General features: G+C 60.8%; 11 protein-coding genes and 1 pseudogene. 6 read left to right on the top strand and 6 right to left on the bottom strand.

The genetic code is table 11. From position 1 onward, the window contains the following. Positions 1-72: 72 nt before the first annotated feature. The gene (gene aauS / locus AC3IT9_RS05400; RefSeq protein ID WP_489272321.1) at positions 73-1974 is read left to right on the top strand and encodes a two-component sensor histidine kinase AauS; all 1902 of its coding nucleotides are present in this window, start codon (positions 73-75) and stop codon (positions 1972-1974) included. After that, complete coding sequence (gene aauR / locus AC3IT9_RS05395) at positions 1971-3299, top strand: two-component response regulator AauR (protein WP_489272319.1); 1329 nt, start codon at positions 1971-1973, stop codon at positions 3297-3299. Before aauS ends, aauR begins: the two co-directional genes overlap by 4 nt. Before the next feature lie 119 nt (positions 3300-3418). On the opposite strand, the gene AC3IT9_RS05390 is transcribed toward aauR, so the two are convergent. Next, positions 3419-4453 (bottom strand): alpha/beta fold hydrolase, encoded by a 1035-nt coding sequence (locus AC3IT9_RS05390; RefSeq protein WP_489272318.1) that lies wholly within the window; start codon positions 4451-4453, stop codon positions 3419-3421. 218 nt (positions 4454-4671) lie between these two features. Between AC3IT9_RS05390 and AC3IT9_RS05385 the strand changes: the two genes are divergently transcribed. Beyond that, on the top strand, positions 4672-9903 hold the full coding sequence (locus AC3IT9_RS05385) for a dermonecrotic toxin domain-containing protein (protein ID WP_489272316.1): 5232 nt from the start codon (positions 4672-4674) through the stop codon (positions 9901-9903). 117 nt (positions 9904-10020) lie between these two features. Next, positions 10021-10938 carry a transcriptional regulator MetR gene (gene metR, locus AC3IT9_RS05380; protein WP_007985733.1) on the top strand — a complete coding sequence of 306 codons (918 nt, stop codon included), beginning with the start codon at positions 10021-10023 and terminating at the stop codon, positions 10936-10938. Between the two features lie 122 nt (positions 10939-11060). Here metR and AC3IT9_RS05375 read toward each other — a convergent pair whose 3' ends face one another. Genes AC3IT9_RS05375 through AC3IT9_RS05365 form a run of 3 tightly spaced genes read right to left on the bottom strand, consistent with a single transcriptional unit; the run spans position 11061 to position 12666 of the window. Beyond that, a complete protein-coding gene (locus tag AC3IT9_RS05375) occupies positions 11061-11558 on the bottom strand; it encodes a GNAT family N-acetyltransferase (RefSeq protein ID WP_489272314.1) in 498 nt (165 codons plus the stop codon). 2 nt (positions 11559-11560) lie between these two features. Beyond that, entirely contained in the window at positions 11561-12199 is a 639-nt protein-coding gene (locus tag AC3IT9_RS05370) for a LysE family translocator (protein ID WP_489272313.1), read from the bottom strand. 23 nt (positions 12200-12222) lie between these two features. Beyond that, complete coding sequence (locus AC3IT9_RS05365; RefSeq protein WP_489272311.1) at positions 12223-12666, bottom strand: NUDIX hydrolase; 444 nt, start codon at positions 12664-12666, stop codon at positions 12223-12225. Positions 12667-12844: 178 nt separating this feature from the next. Between AC3IT9_RS05365 and AC3IT9_RS05360 the strand changes: the two genes are divergently transcribed. After that, positions 12845-13291 carry a hypothetical protein gene (locus AC3IT9_RS05360; protein WP_489272309.1) on the top strand — a complete coding sequence of 149 codons (447 nt, stop codon included), beginning with the start codon at positions 12845-12847 and terminating at the stop codon, positions 13289-13291. A 164-nt stretch (positions 13292-13455) separates the two neighbouring features. Here AC3IT9_RS05360 and AC3IT9_RS05355 read toward each other — a convergent pair. Continuing rightward, positions 13456-13661, bottom strand: a pseudogene (locus AC3IT9_RS05355) (amino acid permease); the annotation flags it as partial. A gap of 224 nt (positions 13662-13885) precedes the next feature. Beyond that, complete coding sequence (locus AC3IT9_RS05350; protein ID WP_489272308.1) at positions 13886-14707, bottom strand: carbon-nitrogen hydrolase family protein; 822 nt, start codon at positions 14705-14707, stop codon at positions 13886-13888. 124 nt (positions 14708-14831) lie between these two features. Between AC3IT9_RS05350 and AC3IT9_RS05345 the strand changes: the two genes are divergently transcribed. Continuing rightward, complete coding sequence (locus AC3IT9_RS05345; protein ID WP_489272307.1) at positions 14832-15632, top strand: helix-turn-helix transcriptional regulator; 801 nt, start codon at positions 14832-14834, stop codon at positions 15630-15632. The last annotated feature ends 20 nt before the right edge of the window (positions 15633-15652 follow it).

The raw sequence follows: 15652 nt of genomic DNA, 5'->3' as shown, positions 1-15652 counted from the left end.
GAGCAAGCTCGCTCCCACAGGGGACAGCGGTGGCTTGCAGATTTGTGTTGTGGTTGACCCAAGGCATCTGTGATGAAATGCGACCCCACTCTTTATCGCGCAGCAATGCCATCACTCGCCGTGAAACCCCGTCTGGTTCGTCATTTGTTCCTGCCGCCGCTGATCATCGCCATGATGATCGGCCTGGGCTATATCGGCTTCTGGATCAGTGAGCACTACGGCATTCGCAGCCTTGGCGAAAACGGCCAGCGTCAGCTGGAACTGCACGCCCGTGCCGTCGAAAGCGAAATCAGCAAATACACCTACCTGCCCAGCCTGCTGGAACTCGAAACCAGCGTTCCGCAGTTGCTGGCCGACCCGACCCCGGAACACCGGCAGACGGTCAACGATTACCTCGAAGGCCTGAACCGGCGCAGCCGCAGTCGGGCCATCTACGTGATGGACACCACCGGTCGCGTCATGGCCACCAGCAACTGGCGCGATGTCGACAGTTACCTGGGTGAAGACCTGTCCTTCCGCGCCTATTTCCAGAACGCCGTGCGCGGTCAGCCGGGGCGCTTCTATGGCATCGGCAGCACCAACGGCGAACCCGGTTACTACCTGGCCCATGGCCTGGAAGAACACGGCAAGATCATCGGCGTCGCGGTGGTCAAGGTCCGCCTGGAAGCCATGGAAGAACGCTGGCAACGGGCACGCCTGGAAGCCTTCGTCAGCGACGAAAACGGCATCATCATTCTGTCCAGTGATCCGGCGCGGCGCTTGAAATCAGTGGTGCCGCTGAGCGAAGAAACCAAGGAAAAACTCGCCCGCAGCCTGCAGTACTACTGGTTCCCGCTCAACGAACTGCAGCCGCTGGCTCGGGAAACCCTGTCCGAAGGCGTGGAAAAACTCACGTTCCCGGCCAACAGCGAACTGGTGTCCGACGATGAAAACATCAGCTACCTGGCGCAAACCCGGCCGCTCGGCGATACGCCGTGGAACTTCACCCTGCTCACGCCACTCCAGGACTTGCGCCGCGAAGCGATCAACCAGGGGATCCTGGTGGCCGTGGCGTTTGCCCTCCTGGCGTTCCTTTTGATCGCCTGGAACGAGCGACGCAAGGTGATCGCCACCCGCCTCGCGGCCCGGGAAGCCTTGCAGGAAGCCAACAATCAGCTGGAGCGTCGGATTACCGAACGCACCACCGACCTGCGCGCCAGCAACGAACGGCTCAAGGGCCAGATCCGCGAACGCCGGCAGGCCGAAGAGACCTTGCGCCGCGCCCAGGATGAGTTGGTACAGGCCGGAAAACTCGCGGCCATCGGCCAGATGTCCACCAGCATCGCCCACGAACTGAACCAGCCGCTGGCGGCGCTGCGCACCTTGTCCGGCAATACCGTGCGCTTCCTCGAACGCGGCCAGCTCGACGTGGCCAGCACCAACCTCAAGACCATCAACGAACTGATCGACCGCATGGGCCGGATCACCGCCAGCCTGCGCTCGTTCGCCCGGCGCGGGGACGACAAGGGCCAGGCCTGCCTCGGCAAAGGCGTGGACGCGGCCTTGCAATTGCTCGGCGGCCGGGTGGAAAACATTCAGCTGCAACTGCACCGCGATTTCACCGATGTGCAGGTGCAGATCGACCAGACCCGCCTGGAGCAGATTCTGGTCAACCTGATCGGCAACGCCCTCGACGCCATGCAAGCGCAGCCGCAACCCGAGCTGTGGCTCGAAGGCGAAGCGTTCGATGGCAAATATCGCCTGCGGGTGCGTGACAACGGCCACGGCATCGACGCCGAAGCGCGCAAGCACCTGTTCGAACCGTTCTTCACCACCAAACCCGGCGAACAGGGCCTGGGCCTCGGCCTGACCCTTTCCGCCAGCCTCGCCGCCGCCACCGGCGGTCACCTGGGTGTCGAGCACCCGGCCAGCGGTGGTACCGCATTCGTCCTCAGTTTACCGTTGGTAAGCCCCACTCCCGCCGAGCCAATATGAACAACGACCTTAGTGTATTGATCGTCGAAGACGACCCCCATGTGCTGCTCGGCTGCCAACAGGCGCTGACCCTGGAAGACATTCCCTGCATTGGCGTGGGTAGCGCCGAAGAAGCCCTGGAGCGGGTCGGCGACAACTTCGCCGGCATCGTCGTCAGCGACATTCGCCTGCCGGGCATCGATGGCCTGGAACTGCTGACACGACTCAAGGAGCGTGATCGCAGCTTGCCGGTGGTGTTGATTACCGGCCACGGCGACATTTCCATGGCCGTCGGCGCGATGCAGAAAGGCGCCTACGACTTCATGGAGAAACCCTTCTCCCCCGAACGCCTGGTGGACGTCGCCCGCCGCGCCCTGGAGCAACGCAGCCTGGCGCGAGAAGTCTCGTCGTTGCGTCGGCAACTGGCCGAGCGCGACTCCCTCGAAGGGCGGATCATCGGTCGCTCGCCGGCCATGCAGAACCTGCGGGAACTGATCGCCAACGTTGCCGATACCTCGGCCAACGTGCTGATCGAAGGCGAGACCGGCACCGGCAAGGAATTGGTTGCGCGCTGCCTGCATGATTTCAGTCGGCGACACACCAAGCAGTTCGTCGCGCTGAACTGCGGCGGCCTGCCGGAAAACCTGTTCGAAAGTGAAATTTTCGGCCACGAAGCCAACGCCTTTACCGGCGCCGGCAAACGGCGGATCGGCAAGATCGAACACGCCGACGGCGGCACGCTGTTCCTCGACGAAGTGGAAAGCATGCCCCTGCCCTTGCAGATCAAACTGCTGCGGGTGTTGCAGGAACGCACCCTCGAACGCCTCGGATCGAACCAGAGCGTAGCGGTGGATTGCCGGGTGATCGCGGCGACCAAATCCGACCTCGTCGAGTCGAGCAAGGCTGGCGAGTTCCGCAGCGACCTGTATTACCGCCTCAACGTGGTGACCCTGGAACTGCCGCCGCTGCGCGAGCGCCGCGAGGACATCCTGCAACTGTTCGAACACTTTTTGCAGCTGTCATCCCTGCGCTTCGACCGCACGGTGCCGGAATTGGACAACCAGACCGTTTCGAACCTGATGAGCCACGACTGGCCGGGTAACGTGCGTGAACTGCGCAACGTTGCCGAGCGCTTTGCCCTGGGCCTACCAGCGTTCAAGAAATCCGGTGCCGGCGGCGGCAATCAGGGCCTGGCCTTTGCCGAAGCGGTGGAGGCCTTCGAGCGCAACCTGCTCAGCGATGCCTTGCAACGCAGCGGCGGCAACCTGACCCAGGCCAGCCAGGAACTGGGCATGGCCAAGACCACGCTGTTCGACAAGGTAAAGAAGTACGGGTTGAGCCACTGATGGACCATGCATTCTCCTGTGGGAGCGAGCCTGCTCGCGATAGCGCCGGATCAGTCGATATCATCGCTGGCTGAAACACCGCTTTCGCGAGCAGGCTCGCTCCTACAGGTGATCGGGGGTTAGAGGAGGTTGCGATCGGCCACAGGCTCGATCTGCGCCCAATGTGAAGTGTCTTCACGGTGCTCACGCAAATACGGCAACACCGCCCCCAGCAACGGCGCCTTGAACGCCTCCTGGAAGCGATGGGCCAGGCCCGGAATCAAGACCAACTGACTGCCGCGCAGATGCGCCGCCAGATGCACCCCGTGCATCACCGGCAGCAGCGGGTCGGCCGTGCCATGCACCACCAGCGCCGGCACCCGCAACTGATTGAGCAGGGTCACCCGGCTCGGTTCGGCGAGAATGGCCATGATCTGGCGTTTCACGCCCTCGGGATTGAACGCCCGGTCATAGGACAGCTCCGCCTGATGCAACAGCGACTGGCGATCGTCGGTGACCATCGGGCTGCCCAGCGCCGCCAGCAAGTCGGCCTGTTGCTCCAGGGCCACTTCGCGGTTCGGTGCGCCGCGCCGGGCCAACAACTGCACCAGCGCCGCACTCGGTGCCGGCAAGCCTTCGGCACCGGAACTGGTCATGATCAGGGTCAGGCTCTCGACCCGCTGCGGTGCCATGGCCGCCATGTGCTGGGCGATCATCCCGCCCATGCTGGCGCCCAACACGTGGAATTGATCGATGTGCAAGGCATCCATCAAGCCCAGGCCATCGTCGGCCATGTCGGTCAGCGAATACGGCGACGACACCGGCAATCCGAGTTTGTAGCGCAGCACTTCGAAGGTCAGGTTGGCTTCGGCCGGTGTTTGCCGCCAGGTCGACAGGCCGACATCGCGATTGTCATAGCGGATCACCCGGAATCCCTGCTGGCACAGGGCGACCACCACCTCGTCCGGCCAGTGAATCAATTGCCCACCCAGGCCCATCACCAGCAGCAATGCCGGATCCGACGCACGGCCGATGCTCTGGTACGCCAGGCTTACCTGGGCCAGATCCACCCGTTCGGTCGGAACATTGACGTCACAACGCGAAGCCGCCAGGGACGGCAGGCCGAACAACAGCGCGGCCAACAATACGATTCGTGAAAAGAATGAAGCACCCATGAAAAAACACCAAAACGCAGAACCCCAGTAGAGCGCGAGTCTGATGAAGTTTGTTCAAGCGCGCTGCCACAGTTCCATGACAGTTTGATGAAGAGTGCCGGGCGGTCATCCGGCGGCAGATTCAGCCTAGCGATAACTATGTACCACCCTACCGTTTGGCGACTGCCTCCTAATGCCCGTCCCGCCGGCACGGTCCGGCCTTCTGGAGATTCATCGTCATGGTTGACGAAACCACACCCCTAACGACCGATTTCGGCCTTGCCTTCCCTTTGCCCGCGAACCCGGATCAGGGTCTGACCCTGAGCGCCTCGGAACGCTGGAACGAATGCTGTGAGCAGTGGCGGGCACTTATGGCGCAAAACCCGCAGTCGCCGCTCGCCGGCACTTGGTGGAATGCCCGTGCGCGCGGTACGGATCAGTCGCGCAAGGCACAGGCAAACCGCTTGTACCGCCAGCATTTCGAGGCGTCGAGCCAATGGGCTTTTGCCCAGGGCATCCTGGATACCGAGCAGGTCCAGACATTGCAGGCGATCATCGACCCGCCCGCGCAGACAGCAACGCCTGCCACTCCAAAGATTTACGTCGAGCAAATGCAGTTCAAGGATGACAAAGACCTGTCAATCGAACTATCGGGCGCCTTGGTCATCACCCGGGACACGAAGCAACCGGTCGCTCAGGTGCTGTACTTGCCTTCCCTGCCATCCGCCTGGATGACCTTTGAGAACCGTGTCGATATGGAAAGCTGGCTGTTCGAACATCAGCCGCAGATGTTCGACCAACCCCGGCTACCGACAGGCACCCTCAGGGTTTATTACACAGAGCTTGAGCGCAGCGTGCTGCAGACCAGCGCTGAATCCTTGTGGGCACGATTGCCTGTCACCCCTGCCGATCGGCCGCGTAACGAATTGATCCTGGCCTTGCCCGCCACCTTGCCGGACGCGGATACCAACGAAGACGATGTCCTGTTCGGCCAGTTAAGCCCCGATATTCCACTGGGCATCCGTCGCCAGGCACTGGAGCAACAGCGCACGGCACTGGATGCCTTGTTGGGCGAGAACTTTCAGGGCGACCACACTGACCCGCGCCTGCAACGTCTGCAACGGCAAATGGATGCCCTCACCGCGACCGAGCAGGCCAGCACCACCGCCGCAACCGCGCTGCTGAACACCGACAGTGCGCAAAAAATGCTGGAACTGCGCCACAAAAACCGCCCGCACTACGCAACCCTTTACCAGGCGCGCCTGGACGGTCTGCGTGCCGAAGCTGAACTGCAACTGAGCCTGAACCAGATCAACACTGAAGAGCATCAGTGGCTCACTCGTGTGCTGGATGCCCCCGATCAAGCCCCAGCGGCCGATCTGGTGGTCGCACGCCTGGTGCTGTCGGCGACGGACACCGAAGGCGATACCCACCGCACGCAAACCGAGGAACTGGATGGTGTCCTGCTGTTTACCAAGGCCTCGGCGTTGGTGCCGGACTCGACCGACAGCCTGTTGCTCTACTGGCCCGGGCGCTTCGGTGGTTTGCAGCGTTTCAGCTCTCGACAGGCACTGGAACAGACCTTGTTCAAACGTCCGGCCAACGACAACACCCTGGCCCTGCACGTCTTGCCGCTGAACGGCCCGCCGTTTGAATACGCCTTGCAGACTCAGCTTCACAGCTGTGAACAACAGGCTGCCCGGATCATGGCGACCAATCCTGTGCCGTCTCATGCCAGCCAACGCGCGGCAGAGCTGGAAAAGCTGCGCGAACAGACCCTTGCCTGCCTGACCGTTCCCCAGTCCGCCGCCCGGGAGTTGGTGTACGCGCACATCCTCGAACAAAACCGCAGCAGTGCGCTGGCCGCCCAATTGCCGTCGTGGCATGGCGAACTCTCCGCCGTGCAGCGTGACCGACTCAAGGTGTCGTTCAAGTCCTACATCGCTGCGATGAAGCGCTCCCACGAGTGGCTGGAACGCGAGCTGCCACCTCGGGAAGCCTTCAGCAAGAAAGCTGTCGACGCCCGATTACGCCAGGACTTCGACCTCACTCAACAGGTGGAGGTGCTGCTCGACGTTCCCGATTCCACCACTTGGCGCAAAGTCGTCATGGAAGGCGCCGCACCAGGCACCCCCCAGCAAAATGTACTGGTCGCCAGCGAGCAGCGCAGCAAGCTGTCTCTCGGCGACCTGGCGCTGAGCAACATCGATCAGGAAATGTGGTGGCGACTGTCGCTGATGCAGGTCGAGGTCAGCGGTGCCGACGCCGTACAACGGCAGAAAGTGAAAAGCGGCATCACTACGTCCTGGCTGCGCAAGCTGGTCACCGAGCTGGATGTGGCCGGGAAATATGAAACGCTGATCCGCGAGACCTTTCTCGGCTCCTCGACGGCATCGACGTTCAACAATGAATACCGGCACGAATGCCTGAGTGAACCCTGGCGCCTGATGCTGCGTTTGCAAGGCGAGTTCGCCGTGCTCGCCAAAGACATCAATGCCGATGGCCAACAGGTCCTGGACATCGCCATCGATGCCAACAGCCGTGAAGCCTTTGCGCGCAACGGCAAGCGCATCGAGCTGCTGCCGGCACACCTGACGGTGGGCGGCAAGGACACCTCTGGCCAGGGGCCAACCACCCTGTACGGCGTCACCTTTATCGTGGAGCGGATCAGCGGCCTGACCCTGCTTTATCTGCCCGACAGTCCCGACGGGTTTTTTCTGCGCCAGTTCGACAGCCTTGAACAGGCACGGCTGCGCCTGTTCAACGATTGCCTGCGCAGCTCGATGGTCACCTATCTCGCCGGACGGGCCTTGACCGGAGAGTTCGCCCGTCACGTCAGCCGAATCAACGAGGCGCGAGTGAGAAACTTCGACGGCCTGATCGGCGTCGGTACGCCTTGGCCATCCAGCACCTCCCTGGCGGCGCATCTGCTGAACGCGCATATGGGCCGTTTGCTCGAAGCCCATCGGGCGACATCGCGCTCCAATGATGCGTTGTACCTGGAGCACGTCGCCTTGAAGTCCGGCGCAATGTTCAATTACCTGAAAATGGCCCTGGGCATGCTGCCCTTCGTCGGTACGGCCATCGCCCTGTACGACGCCTGGAACAGCGCCAACCTGGCCATTGCGGCCTTCCTGCGCGGTGATGTCGGCCATGGCCTGGCCGAGGTGGAAGCGGTGCTGTTGTCGCTGATCGACGCGGCCATGGACATTCTCCCCGGCACCAGTGCCGCACCCGCTGCCGCCCGCGCCGCCACGCGCAGTCGTCAGTGGCGGGCGCTGGGCAAAAGTCCGGGTGCCTTGCAGGTATCGACGCCACTTCAGGCGCGACGCTCCCTGGAGCGTTTCAAGGGTTATGAATACGAAAAACCGATTTCCCTCGCAAGTCTACAACCGGGCACCGAGGGCGTTTATCGCAATGTGTATCGCCACGCCGACGGCGACTTCATGCTCAGCCAGGGCCGTATCTACCGCATCGAACTGGCGGGCAATCCGCCGCGCTGGCGCTTGAGCGGCACCAGCACGCGGACCTACAAACAGCCGATCGCCCTGGATGAATCCGGCCACTGGAACACACACTACGCGGTGTACGGCACCGTGATCGAAGGCGGCGGCGTCGGAGGTGGCGCGGTGCTTGGGCACATGGCCGATGGATTGGACCCACTCTGGCCGGTCGCCATTCGCCGCTGGCTGCCACGCTGGTGGACCGATCGTGCCTTGCGTCGGCAGTTGACCCTGAACAACACCGTCGACGCCAATATCCGTCGCCTCAAATCTCAAACCAGAAACACCGACTCCTTACTGAAGAGCTACTCCAAGCCTGAAGGTACTCAGCGTCCGCCTCTCGCGACTGTCGACCGTGCCTTTCTGGAAGATATCGAAGCCGCGCAGACCCTGTACCTGACTTTGGGCGAGTTGAAAGTGTTAAGCCATGGCAACAAGCGCGCCTTGATCAACAGAAACCAAAGTACTTGCGCCGCGACTGTCTTTTACCGTCAGAACCACCGGATCGCCCTCTCCATGGAACGCCTGAATGAGTACAACGCAAGGATCGATCAGTTGGTCGATCGTTCGGGCGCAACGCCTAACACCAATACCTCCACACACTTGAAACTGCTGGCCGAGCGCAAGGAGGCCCGAATGGACTTTATCAAAGAGTTTGACCAGCAACACCAAGCTGTCGAAGACGCCAGACAATGGGTCCGTCGAATCACTCACTCCCCGCAAAAAGAGGAGGCGGCCAAGACCATGCAGCTTCTAAACGACACGCACAGTGACTCGACTTACCGTTACTTGAGGACGGCGTATGTCCTGGAGACCATCCCCCATTTTGAAGCCGTTGACGACCTTACGTGGCTTTACTTCCATGTGCGATTGAAACAATCCCGCGAAAAGGTCGGGCGTGTCCTATTCACCCAATATCAACTACCACAAGTCCGTTCCAATATCGGCCAGCGCAACCGCGTTTTCGAAGAATGCCTGACCACTTACCGCGAGTTCCGCCGCCAGCTTGGCGCTTGGACGCTAGGCTATCCGCAACACCTGGATATGGAACAAGTCCGTGCGTTTCTAGACGACCTCGACCAGATGGAAGCGCTCGCCCGCCATGCCATCGGAAATCGATCTGCAGCCCCACCTCCGACAAAAAGCACCGGAAAACAACTGTTCGAGACTGAAGACAACCGATTGCTGATTGGCGAACCCAGTACCGATGTCGTGACTCGGCAACAGCGCTTCACCATCGAAGATGTCGATGGCCGTACGGAAACCTGGCTGCCCCGCTCCAACGGTAAATATCACCTCAGTGAACCAGCTGTCTCCACGCAACCGGTATTGCCGACCGATGTCAGGCCGCTGCTGACAGAGGCCGGAAAAAGGCTGGGGGCCGCGGACGCCTATACCAACAAAGTCAAAGGCTATGCGCAGCAAAACATGCTGCCGGTCGACCTTGAGCACATGATGAGCAGCGAGGCCACGGAGTTGACCATGCGTGCCCGGGAGATCGAACGCTTGTCCCCCGCCGAGGCCGTGGCGCTGCAATTGCGCAATCGGGCGGATGAAATGTTGCGCACGGGGCGCACCCTGCGCATCGATCAAAGCATGAACAGCAAAACCCCGACAGAAGGTTATCTGGACTATCTGCTTGAACAGCAAGTGGTGGACATCCGCAAGGAAGGCGGTTTGCGCGACCTGGGCAAACGCCCGGACGGACGACGGGATTTCCTCCAGGAATACGAGGTGCGCGACCTGCGCAGCGAACCGGCGCAAACCCTGTGGTACGCGCACTTTCACTACACCTCGGCCAAGCCGCAATTCAGCGACTTCGTCAAAGGCCATCTGAAACTGCCGGAACAACGCAACCTGGGCCTGCAATGGCAGAAGGACGTGGCCGCCAGTGGCGGTACGGTCGAGGCGATCTGGCGCGGCGACATCGGCAAACCGCTGGGCAACAAACACTTTTCCACGCTGTAACGTAACAACGGCGGGGCACGCAATGTGCTCCGCCGTGCTTGTGGTCGACAGCGGCATCAACATGAGACAAACTCAACCTTTTCGATTTATCGACAAGTTTTCCTCATGGAGCCCCCGGTGCTTGAAATCCGTCACCTCAAGACCCTGCACGCCTTGCGCGAAGCCGACAGCCTGGTGGATGCGGCCGATCGCCTGCACCTGACCCAATCGGCCCTGTCCCATCAGTTCAAGGAACTGGAGGAGCGCATGGGTATGCCGCTGTTCGTGCGCAAGACCAAACCGGTGCGCTTCACCAGCGCCGGTTTGCGCCTGCTGCAACTGGCCGACGCCACCCTGCCGCTGCTGCGCGCCGCCGAGCGCGACATCAGTCGCCTGGCCGGTGGCACCGCCGGTCGTTTGCACATGGCCATCGAATGCCACAGTTGCTTCCAGTGGCTGATGCCGACCATCGACCAGTTCCGCGACGCCTGGCCGGAAGTCGAACTGGACCTGGCCTCCGGATTTTCCTTCGCCCCGCTGCCGGCCCTGGCCCGTGGCGACCTGGACCTGGTGGTGACCTCCGATCCGGTGGACCTGGCCGGGATCACCTATGTACCGCTGTTCACTTATGAAGCGATGCTCGCGGTGGCCAACCAGCACCGCCTGGCCAGCAAGGCCTATATCGTCCCCGAAGACTTGCTCCCGGAAACCTTGATCACCTACCCGGTGGAACGGGATCGGCTGGACATTTTCACCCGTTTCCTCGAACCCGCCGACATCGAACCGGCCCAGGTCCGCACCTCGGAACTGACGGTGATGATGATGCAATTGGTGGCCAGCGGACGCGGCGTGTGCGGCATGCCCCATTGGGCACTGCATGAATACAGTTCACGGGGTTATGTGAAAGCCAAGCGGCTGGGTGAGAAAGGTTTGTTCGCCACATTGTATGCGGCGATCCGCGCCGACATGCTCGATGCGCCTTACATGCGTGACTTCTTGCTGACGGCCAAGGACACGTCGTTTTCGACGCTGGATGGGGTTAGCGCGGTTCGATAGAGCGACATACATCCCTGTGGGAGCGAGCTTGCTCGCGATGGCGGCGTGTCAGTCAATACAAGTGTTGAATGTCAGTCCGCTATCGCGAGCAAGCTCGCTCCCACAGGGGATCTGCAGTGACTTCAGAGTTCGCGCCACATGTGGATCTTGTCGAAGTAGTCCTCATCCACCCGCACCGCCATCGGTTCCAGTCCGAACTGGACGAAACCGCAGCGCTGGTAGAGGTTGAACGCGGAATCGTTGCCGGCGGTGACGGTCAACTGGATCAGGCGCAAACCCGCATGGGTCTGCGCCTCGGCCAATGCCGCCTGAACCAGTTGATAACCGAGCCCGCGCTGGCGGACCTTGGCGGTCACGTACATGCCAAACAGCGTCACCTTGTGCCGGGCCTTTTCCCGAGGCTCGAACGCGAGGCCGACGATGCCGGCCAACTGGCCCTCTTCGAAGGCCCCGAGCACCACGTCCAGCTTGCCGGTCAGGCGCGACTCCCACCAGCTCAGCGGCATCACCGCCCGCTCACGCACGCTCGAGGTGAAGGCCTGCGGGTGCAGGTCGTAGGCTTCGAGCATCAGCGCCCGGTAGTCCAGGGCATGGCTGGCATCCAGTCGTTCGATCCACATCCTCAAGCCATCCGTTTTTGCTCAAGCATCAGCCGCAGCGCCAGCGCCGACAACACGAAGCCCATGAAATAGCGCTGCATCGCCAGCCAGGTCGGATTGTTGACGAACCACGAGGCGATGCCCGCGGCAAACATGGCGATCAGCAGGTTGACGCAGAAACTGACGCTGATCTGGGTCAGGCCGAGGATGATGCTCTGGCTGAACACCGAGCCGTGCTCCGGCGTGATGAACTGCGGAAACACCGACAGATAGAACACCGCGATTTTCGGGTTCAAGGCACTGGTCAGAAAGCCCATGGTGATCAGCTTTCGGGACGAATCCGGGGGCAACTGCTGCGCCTCGAACGGTGAGCGCGCACCGGGTTTGATCGCCTGCCAGGCCAGCCACAACAGGTACAGCGCACCGGCCCACTTCAACACCTCATAGGCCATTGGCACCGCCAGGAACACCGCGGTCAAACCGGCGGCCGCGGCAAACAAGTGCACGAAGAATCCAGCGACCACCCCAAGCAACGAGATCACCCCGGCCTGGCGTCCCTGGCAGATCGACCGGGAGATCAGGTAGATCATGTTCGGCCCCGGCGTCAGTACCATCAGCAACGCGGCAGCGGCAAAAATCAGCAGGTCTTGAAGCGGGATCATGGGCGAGGTCCTTTGCGTGATGATCAGGCGATCGCGGTCAGCGATGCTCGATAAAACGGCAGGATCAGGTCCCGTGTCAATGGCGCCAGGCTGATACCGCCATCGCTGGACGGATCGATCCAGATCACTTCTTCGATCTCTGCCGCGGGCGTCACGTCGACGTTGATGTGCAGCTGAAAAATCTCGGCGTGCACGACAAAGCCCGGCTCGTTGGCCGCCGGTGCCGAGAAGTGACCGAGGTAAGCGGCCTGCGCCGGATCGATCTCCAGACCCAGCTCTTCTTCCAGCTCCCGGGCCAGGGCGTGGACCGGCAATTCGTGGGGCTCGATCTTGCCACCCGGTTGCATGAACGCCGTGGTACCGCGCTTGCGCACCAGCAACGTGCGGCCGTCAGGGCCGATCAATAAGGCAGCGGCGATGCGGATGAGCCTGGAATGATTGAGTGAAACATTTATAGAAGAAGACATCGCTGACCACAGGTCCATGTTGAGGGATGCACAGAATCCCATGCCTTCAAAACTCGGCCAAGAGTGAATCCAGAACTCTCCGCCAACAAGCCCGGAAATTTCCCACGAGCGACTTTGGTAGCGTGTTCTGCCGATCTTCACCGGTCAATCGCCCTCCGCCGCCACTGGAACGCCTCGCATGTCTGACATTTCAACGCTGAAAGAAAAAATCAACACCAAGACGTTTCCTCTCCTTCTACTGGGACTATTGTCTGGTGGGCTCTATATAAATGTCTGGATGTACAAAACCTTCACGGCACTTGAGGAGGTCACTCACATCAAGACGATGAGCCCGGCTTTATTTGTCTTCTACCTGATCATCATTGGTTCTATCGGAACTCTCGGCTCGGTACCTCACTACTATGCATTCGCCCTTATAGGTGTTCTGTTCATACTATATTTACTGCTGACCCTGCTCTGGTGTTTCCGTGTACGAAGGGTGTTAAGGGCATATGCCTTGGCTGAACACAACTTCGAACTGCGCATGAATCTGGTCTATACCGGACTTTTCACCTTCTACTACGTCAACTACTGCATCAACGCCCTTCCCCGTGACAAGCAAAAACACGAAGAAAAAAATGTCTGAAACAACAAGCCACTCGTGCTTGAGACAAAAAGGCAAACATCCTTGAGGATGTTCGCCTTTTTTTTGCACTTCGCTGCGTGATCAGCTCATAAGCTGTTCGCTTACACCGCTTCCTGGAAATCTATCTCCGACGGCTGACGACGGAAACCACCGGTCAACACCGCCAGGTACACCACGCCGATCAGCCAGATCGCCATCGGCAGGAACAGGTAATCGAGCAGCACCGCCCAACAGGCAATGAACCCGAGTTTCGCGCTGGTGGCGGTGGAAACATCGCCACCAGCGCCGCGAGGTAGGAGGCCGGCGTCATGTAGGCGATGCCAAACAGCACCACCGACCCCAGTGACAGGGTGCGTTGCAAACGAGCCATGAGCGACTACTCCGGATTTTATTGGATTTATGGCAGAGCCGAGTTCGGCGCAAGTTACGGGTGTTGCGTTGTTGTTCTTGGTTTAACTGGCAAATAGGTGTGTCGTCTGTCAGGGCCCCTTCGCGAGCAAGCCCGCTCCCACATTTGATCTCGGGCGTTCACACAACCAATGTGGGAGCGGGCTTGCTCGCGAAGGGGCCAGCACAAACCAAAAAGAATTTGGATCAGCTATTGGGAATCAGCAGCTCCCGCACCCCGGAAACATGCTCAACCACCTCCCCTGGCAATCTCAGCCGCTGATCATCCAGATAGCGATAATCCTGGCGCGCCGCCTTCAGCAGGTTCAGGTCCAGTTCGACCGCAAACTGCCCTTCCTCGCGTCCGGCTTCGAACAACAGGGTGCCCAGCGGATCGACCAATGCGCTGCCGCCGGCAAACAACAATCCACCGTCACCCTCTTCAACCCGGTTGACCATCAGCGCAAACGCCTGGTTTTCCTGGGCACGGGCCATGATCGCGGTGCGATGGGTCGGGCCGTACGGGTCCATGTTGCCGTTGGTGACGATCAACAGTTCGGCCCCCAGTTGCGCCAGGGCGCGGGCGCTTTCGGGGAATTCGATGTCGTAGCAAATCAGCAGGCCCACGCGCACGCCGTTCCACAGGCAGGTGGCGTAGCGATCGCCCGCCTCGTAGACACCGCGATCCGAGGCCCACAAGTGAGTCTTGCGGTATTTCAGCGCGATGCCTTCAGGAGTGATCAGCAGCGTGGTGTTGTAGAAACGGCCGTTATCGTTCTCGGCCATGCCAATGGCCACGGCGATATTGCGCTCGCGGGCGGCGGCGATTACCGCGCTGACGGACGGGCCGTCCAGCGCCTCGGCCACCTCGGCCACGGACTCGGCCGAAGGGAAACCCATCAAGTGGCCTTCGGGGAACAGGATCAGCTGCGTATCGGCTGCGCACGCAGCCATCGCCGCCAGGGTGCGTTCGAGGTTGTAAGCCGTGTCGTTATCACGGCCTGCCAATTGGGCGAGTTCGACCTTCATGGGTATTCCTTGTCATGGGCCGGGCGGCAGAAAGATTGCCCGGTCGGTGTCTGTGCGCCAGTATGCGCAGCAAGCAACCGGGCGGGGAATTACGCCGCTGGGGTAACACGATAGGGGTAGATGCATGACACTCTCGTTGGACGACATCGCCTGGCACCGCTCGGTGGGGCAACTGATCGACGCCCTGGACAAGCCCAATTTCTGGACCCAGCTTGTACGCCTGCTGGACCAGTACGTGCCCTTCGACAGCTGGGTGGCGCTGCTTTTCAGTGCCGATCAGCGCCCGCAGGTGTTCGCCGAATGCCCCGGCGAAGACGGCAGCCCCGACCAGTTGTTCCAGGATTACCTGCGCGGCCTGTACCTGCTCGACTCCTTCTACATCGCCTGCCGCGAGCAGTCGCGCACCGGGCTGTATCGCCTTTCGGAAGTGGCCCCGGAGCACTTCGAGCTGACCGAGTATTACCAGCGCTACTTTCGTCTGAATGTGGTGGCCGACGAAATCCAGTTCAATTGCCAGCTCGAAGGCGACCGCACGCTGTGCCTGTCCCTGGGCAGCACGCAGCGCTTCAGCGGCCAGCAGATCGCCTTGTTGTCGTTGATCCAGCCGTGGGTGCTCGGCCTGTTGCGCCAGCGTCTACCCTATGAAATCAACGAAGTCGTGGCCCTGGCCCCCGCAACGCCGCAAGCTGATTGGCGGGTACAACTGGAGGCCTCGGTGCAGCAGCTCAAAGGCGCGCAGTTGACGGCTCGGGAGCTGGATGTCGGGCGTTTGATGCTCAGCGGTTGCTCCAGTAAAGAAATCGCCCGTAAGCTGGAAATCTCGGTCGAAACCGTGAAAGTCCACAAGAAACACATGTACAGCAAGCTGGGGATCAAATCCCAGTCCGAGCTGTTTTCGATTTTTCTCCAGGCACAAAATGCCTGAACAGCATGTGGATTGCTTTG

The sequence above is a fragment of the Pseudomonas sp. KH_046_1 genome (genome assembly GCF_057839025.1).
The sequence above is the reverse complement of the archived record's forward strand: the minus strand, read 5'-3'. Positions and strand labels throughout refer to the sequence as shown.

Excerpts from the sequence above, each read along its gene's own strand:
- AC3IT9_RS05345 (WP_489272307.1), top strand. The coding sequence starts at position 14,832 with ATGACACTCTCGTTGGACGACATCGCCTGGCACCGCTCGGTGGGGCAA.
- AC3IT9_RS05360 (WP_489272309.1), top strand. The coding sequence starts at position 12,845 with ATGTCTGACATTTCAACGCTGAAAGAAAAAATCAACACCAAGACGTTT.
- aauS (WP_489272321.1), top strand. The coding sequence starts at position 73 with ATGAAATGCGACCCCACTCTTTATCGCGCAGCAATGCCATCACTCGCC.
- AC3IT9_RS05350 (WP_489272308.1), bottom strand. The coding sequence starts at position 14,707 with ATGAAGGTCGAACTCGCCCAATTGGCAGGCCGTGATAACGACACGGCT.
- AC3IT9_RS05370 (WP_489272313.1), bottom strand. The coding sequence starts at position 12,199 with ATGATCCCGCTTCAAGACCTGCTGATTTTTGCCGCTGCCGCGTTGCTG.
- AC3IT9_RS05385 (WP_489272316.1), top strand. The coding sequence starts at position 4,672 with ATGGTTGACGAAACCACACCCCTAACGACCGATTTCGGCCTTGCCTTC.
- AC3IT9_RS05365 (WP_489272311.1), bottom strand. The coding sequence starts at position 12,666 with ATGTCTTCTTCTATAAATGTTTCACTCAATCATTCCAGGCTCATCCGC.
- AC3IT9_RS05390 (WP_489272318.1), bottom strand. The coding sequence starts at position 4,453 with ATGGGTGCTTCATTCTTTTCACGAATCGTATTGTTGGCCGCGCTGTTG.
- aauR (WP_489272319.1), top strand. The coding sequence starts at position 1,971 with ATGAACAACGACCTTAGTGTATTGATCGTCGAAGACGACCCCCATGTG.
- AC3IT9_RS05375 (WP_489272314.1), bottom strand. The coding sequence starts at position 11,558 with ATGTGGATCGAACGACTGGATGCCAGCCATGCCCTGGACTACCGGGCG.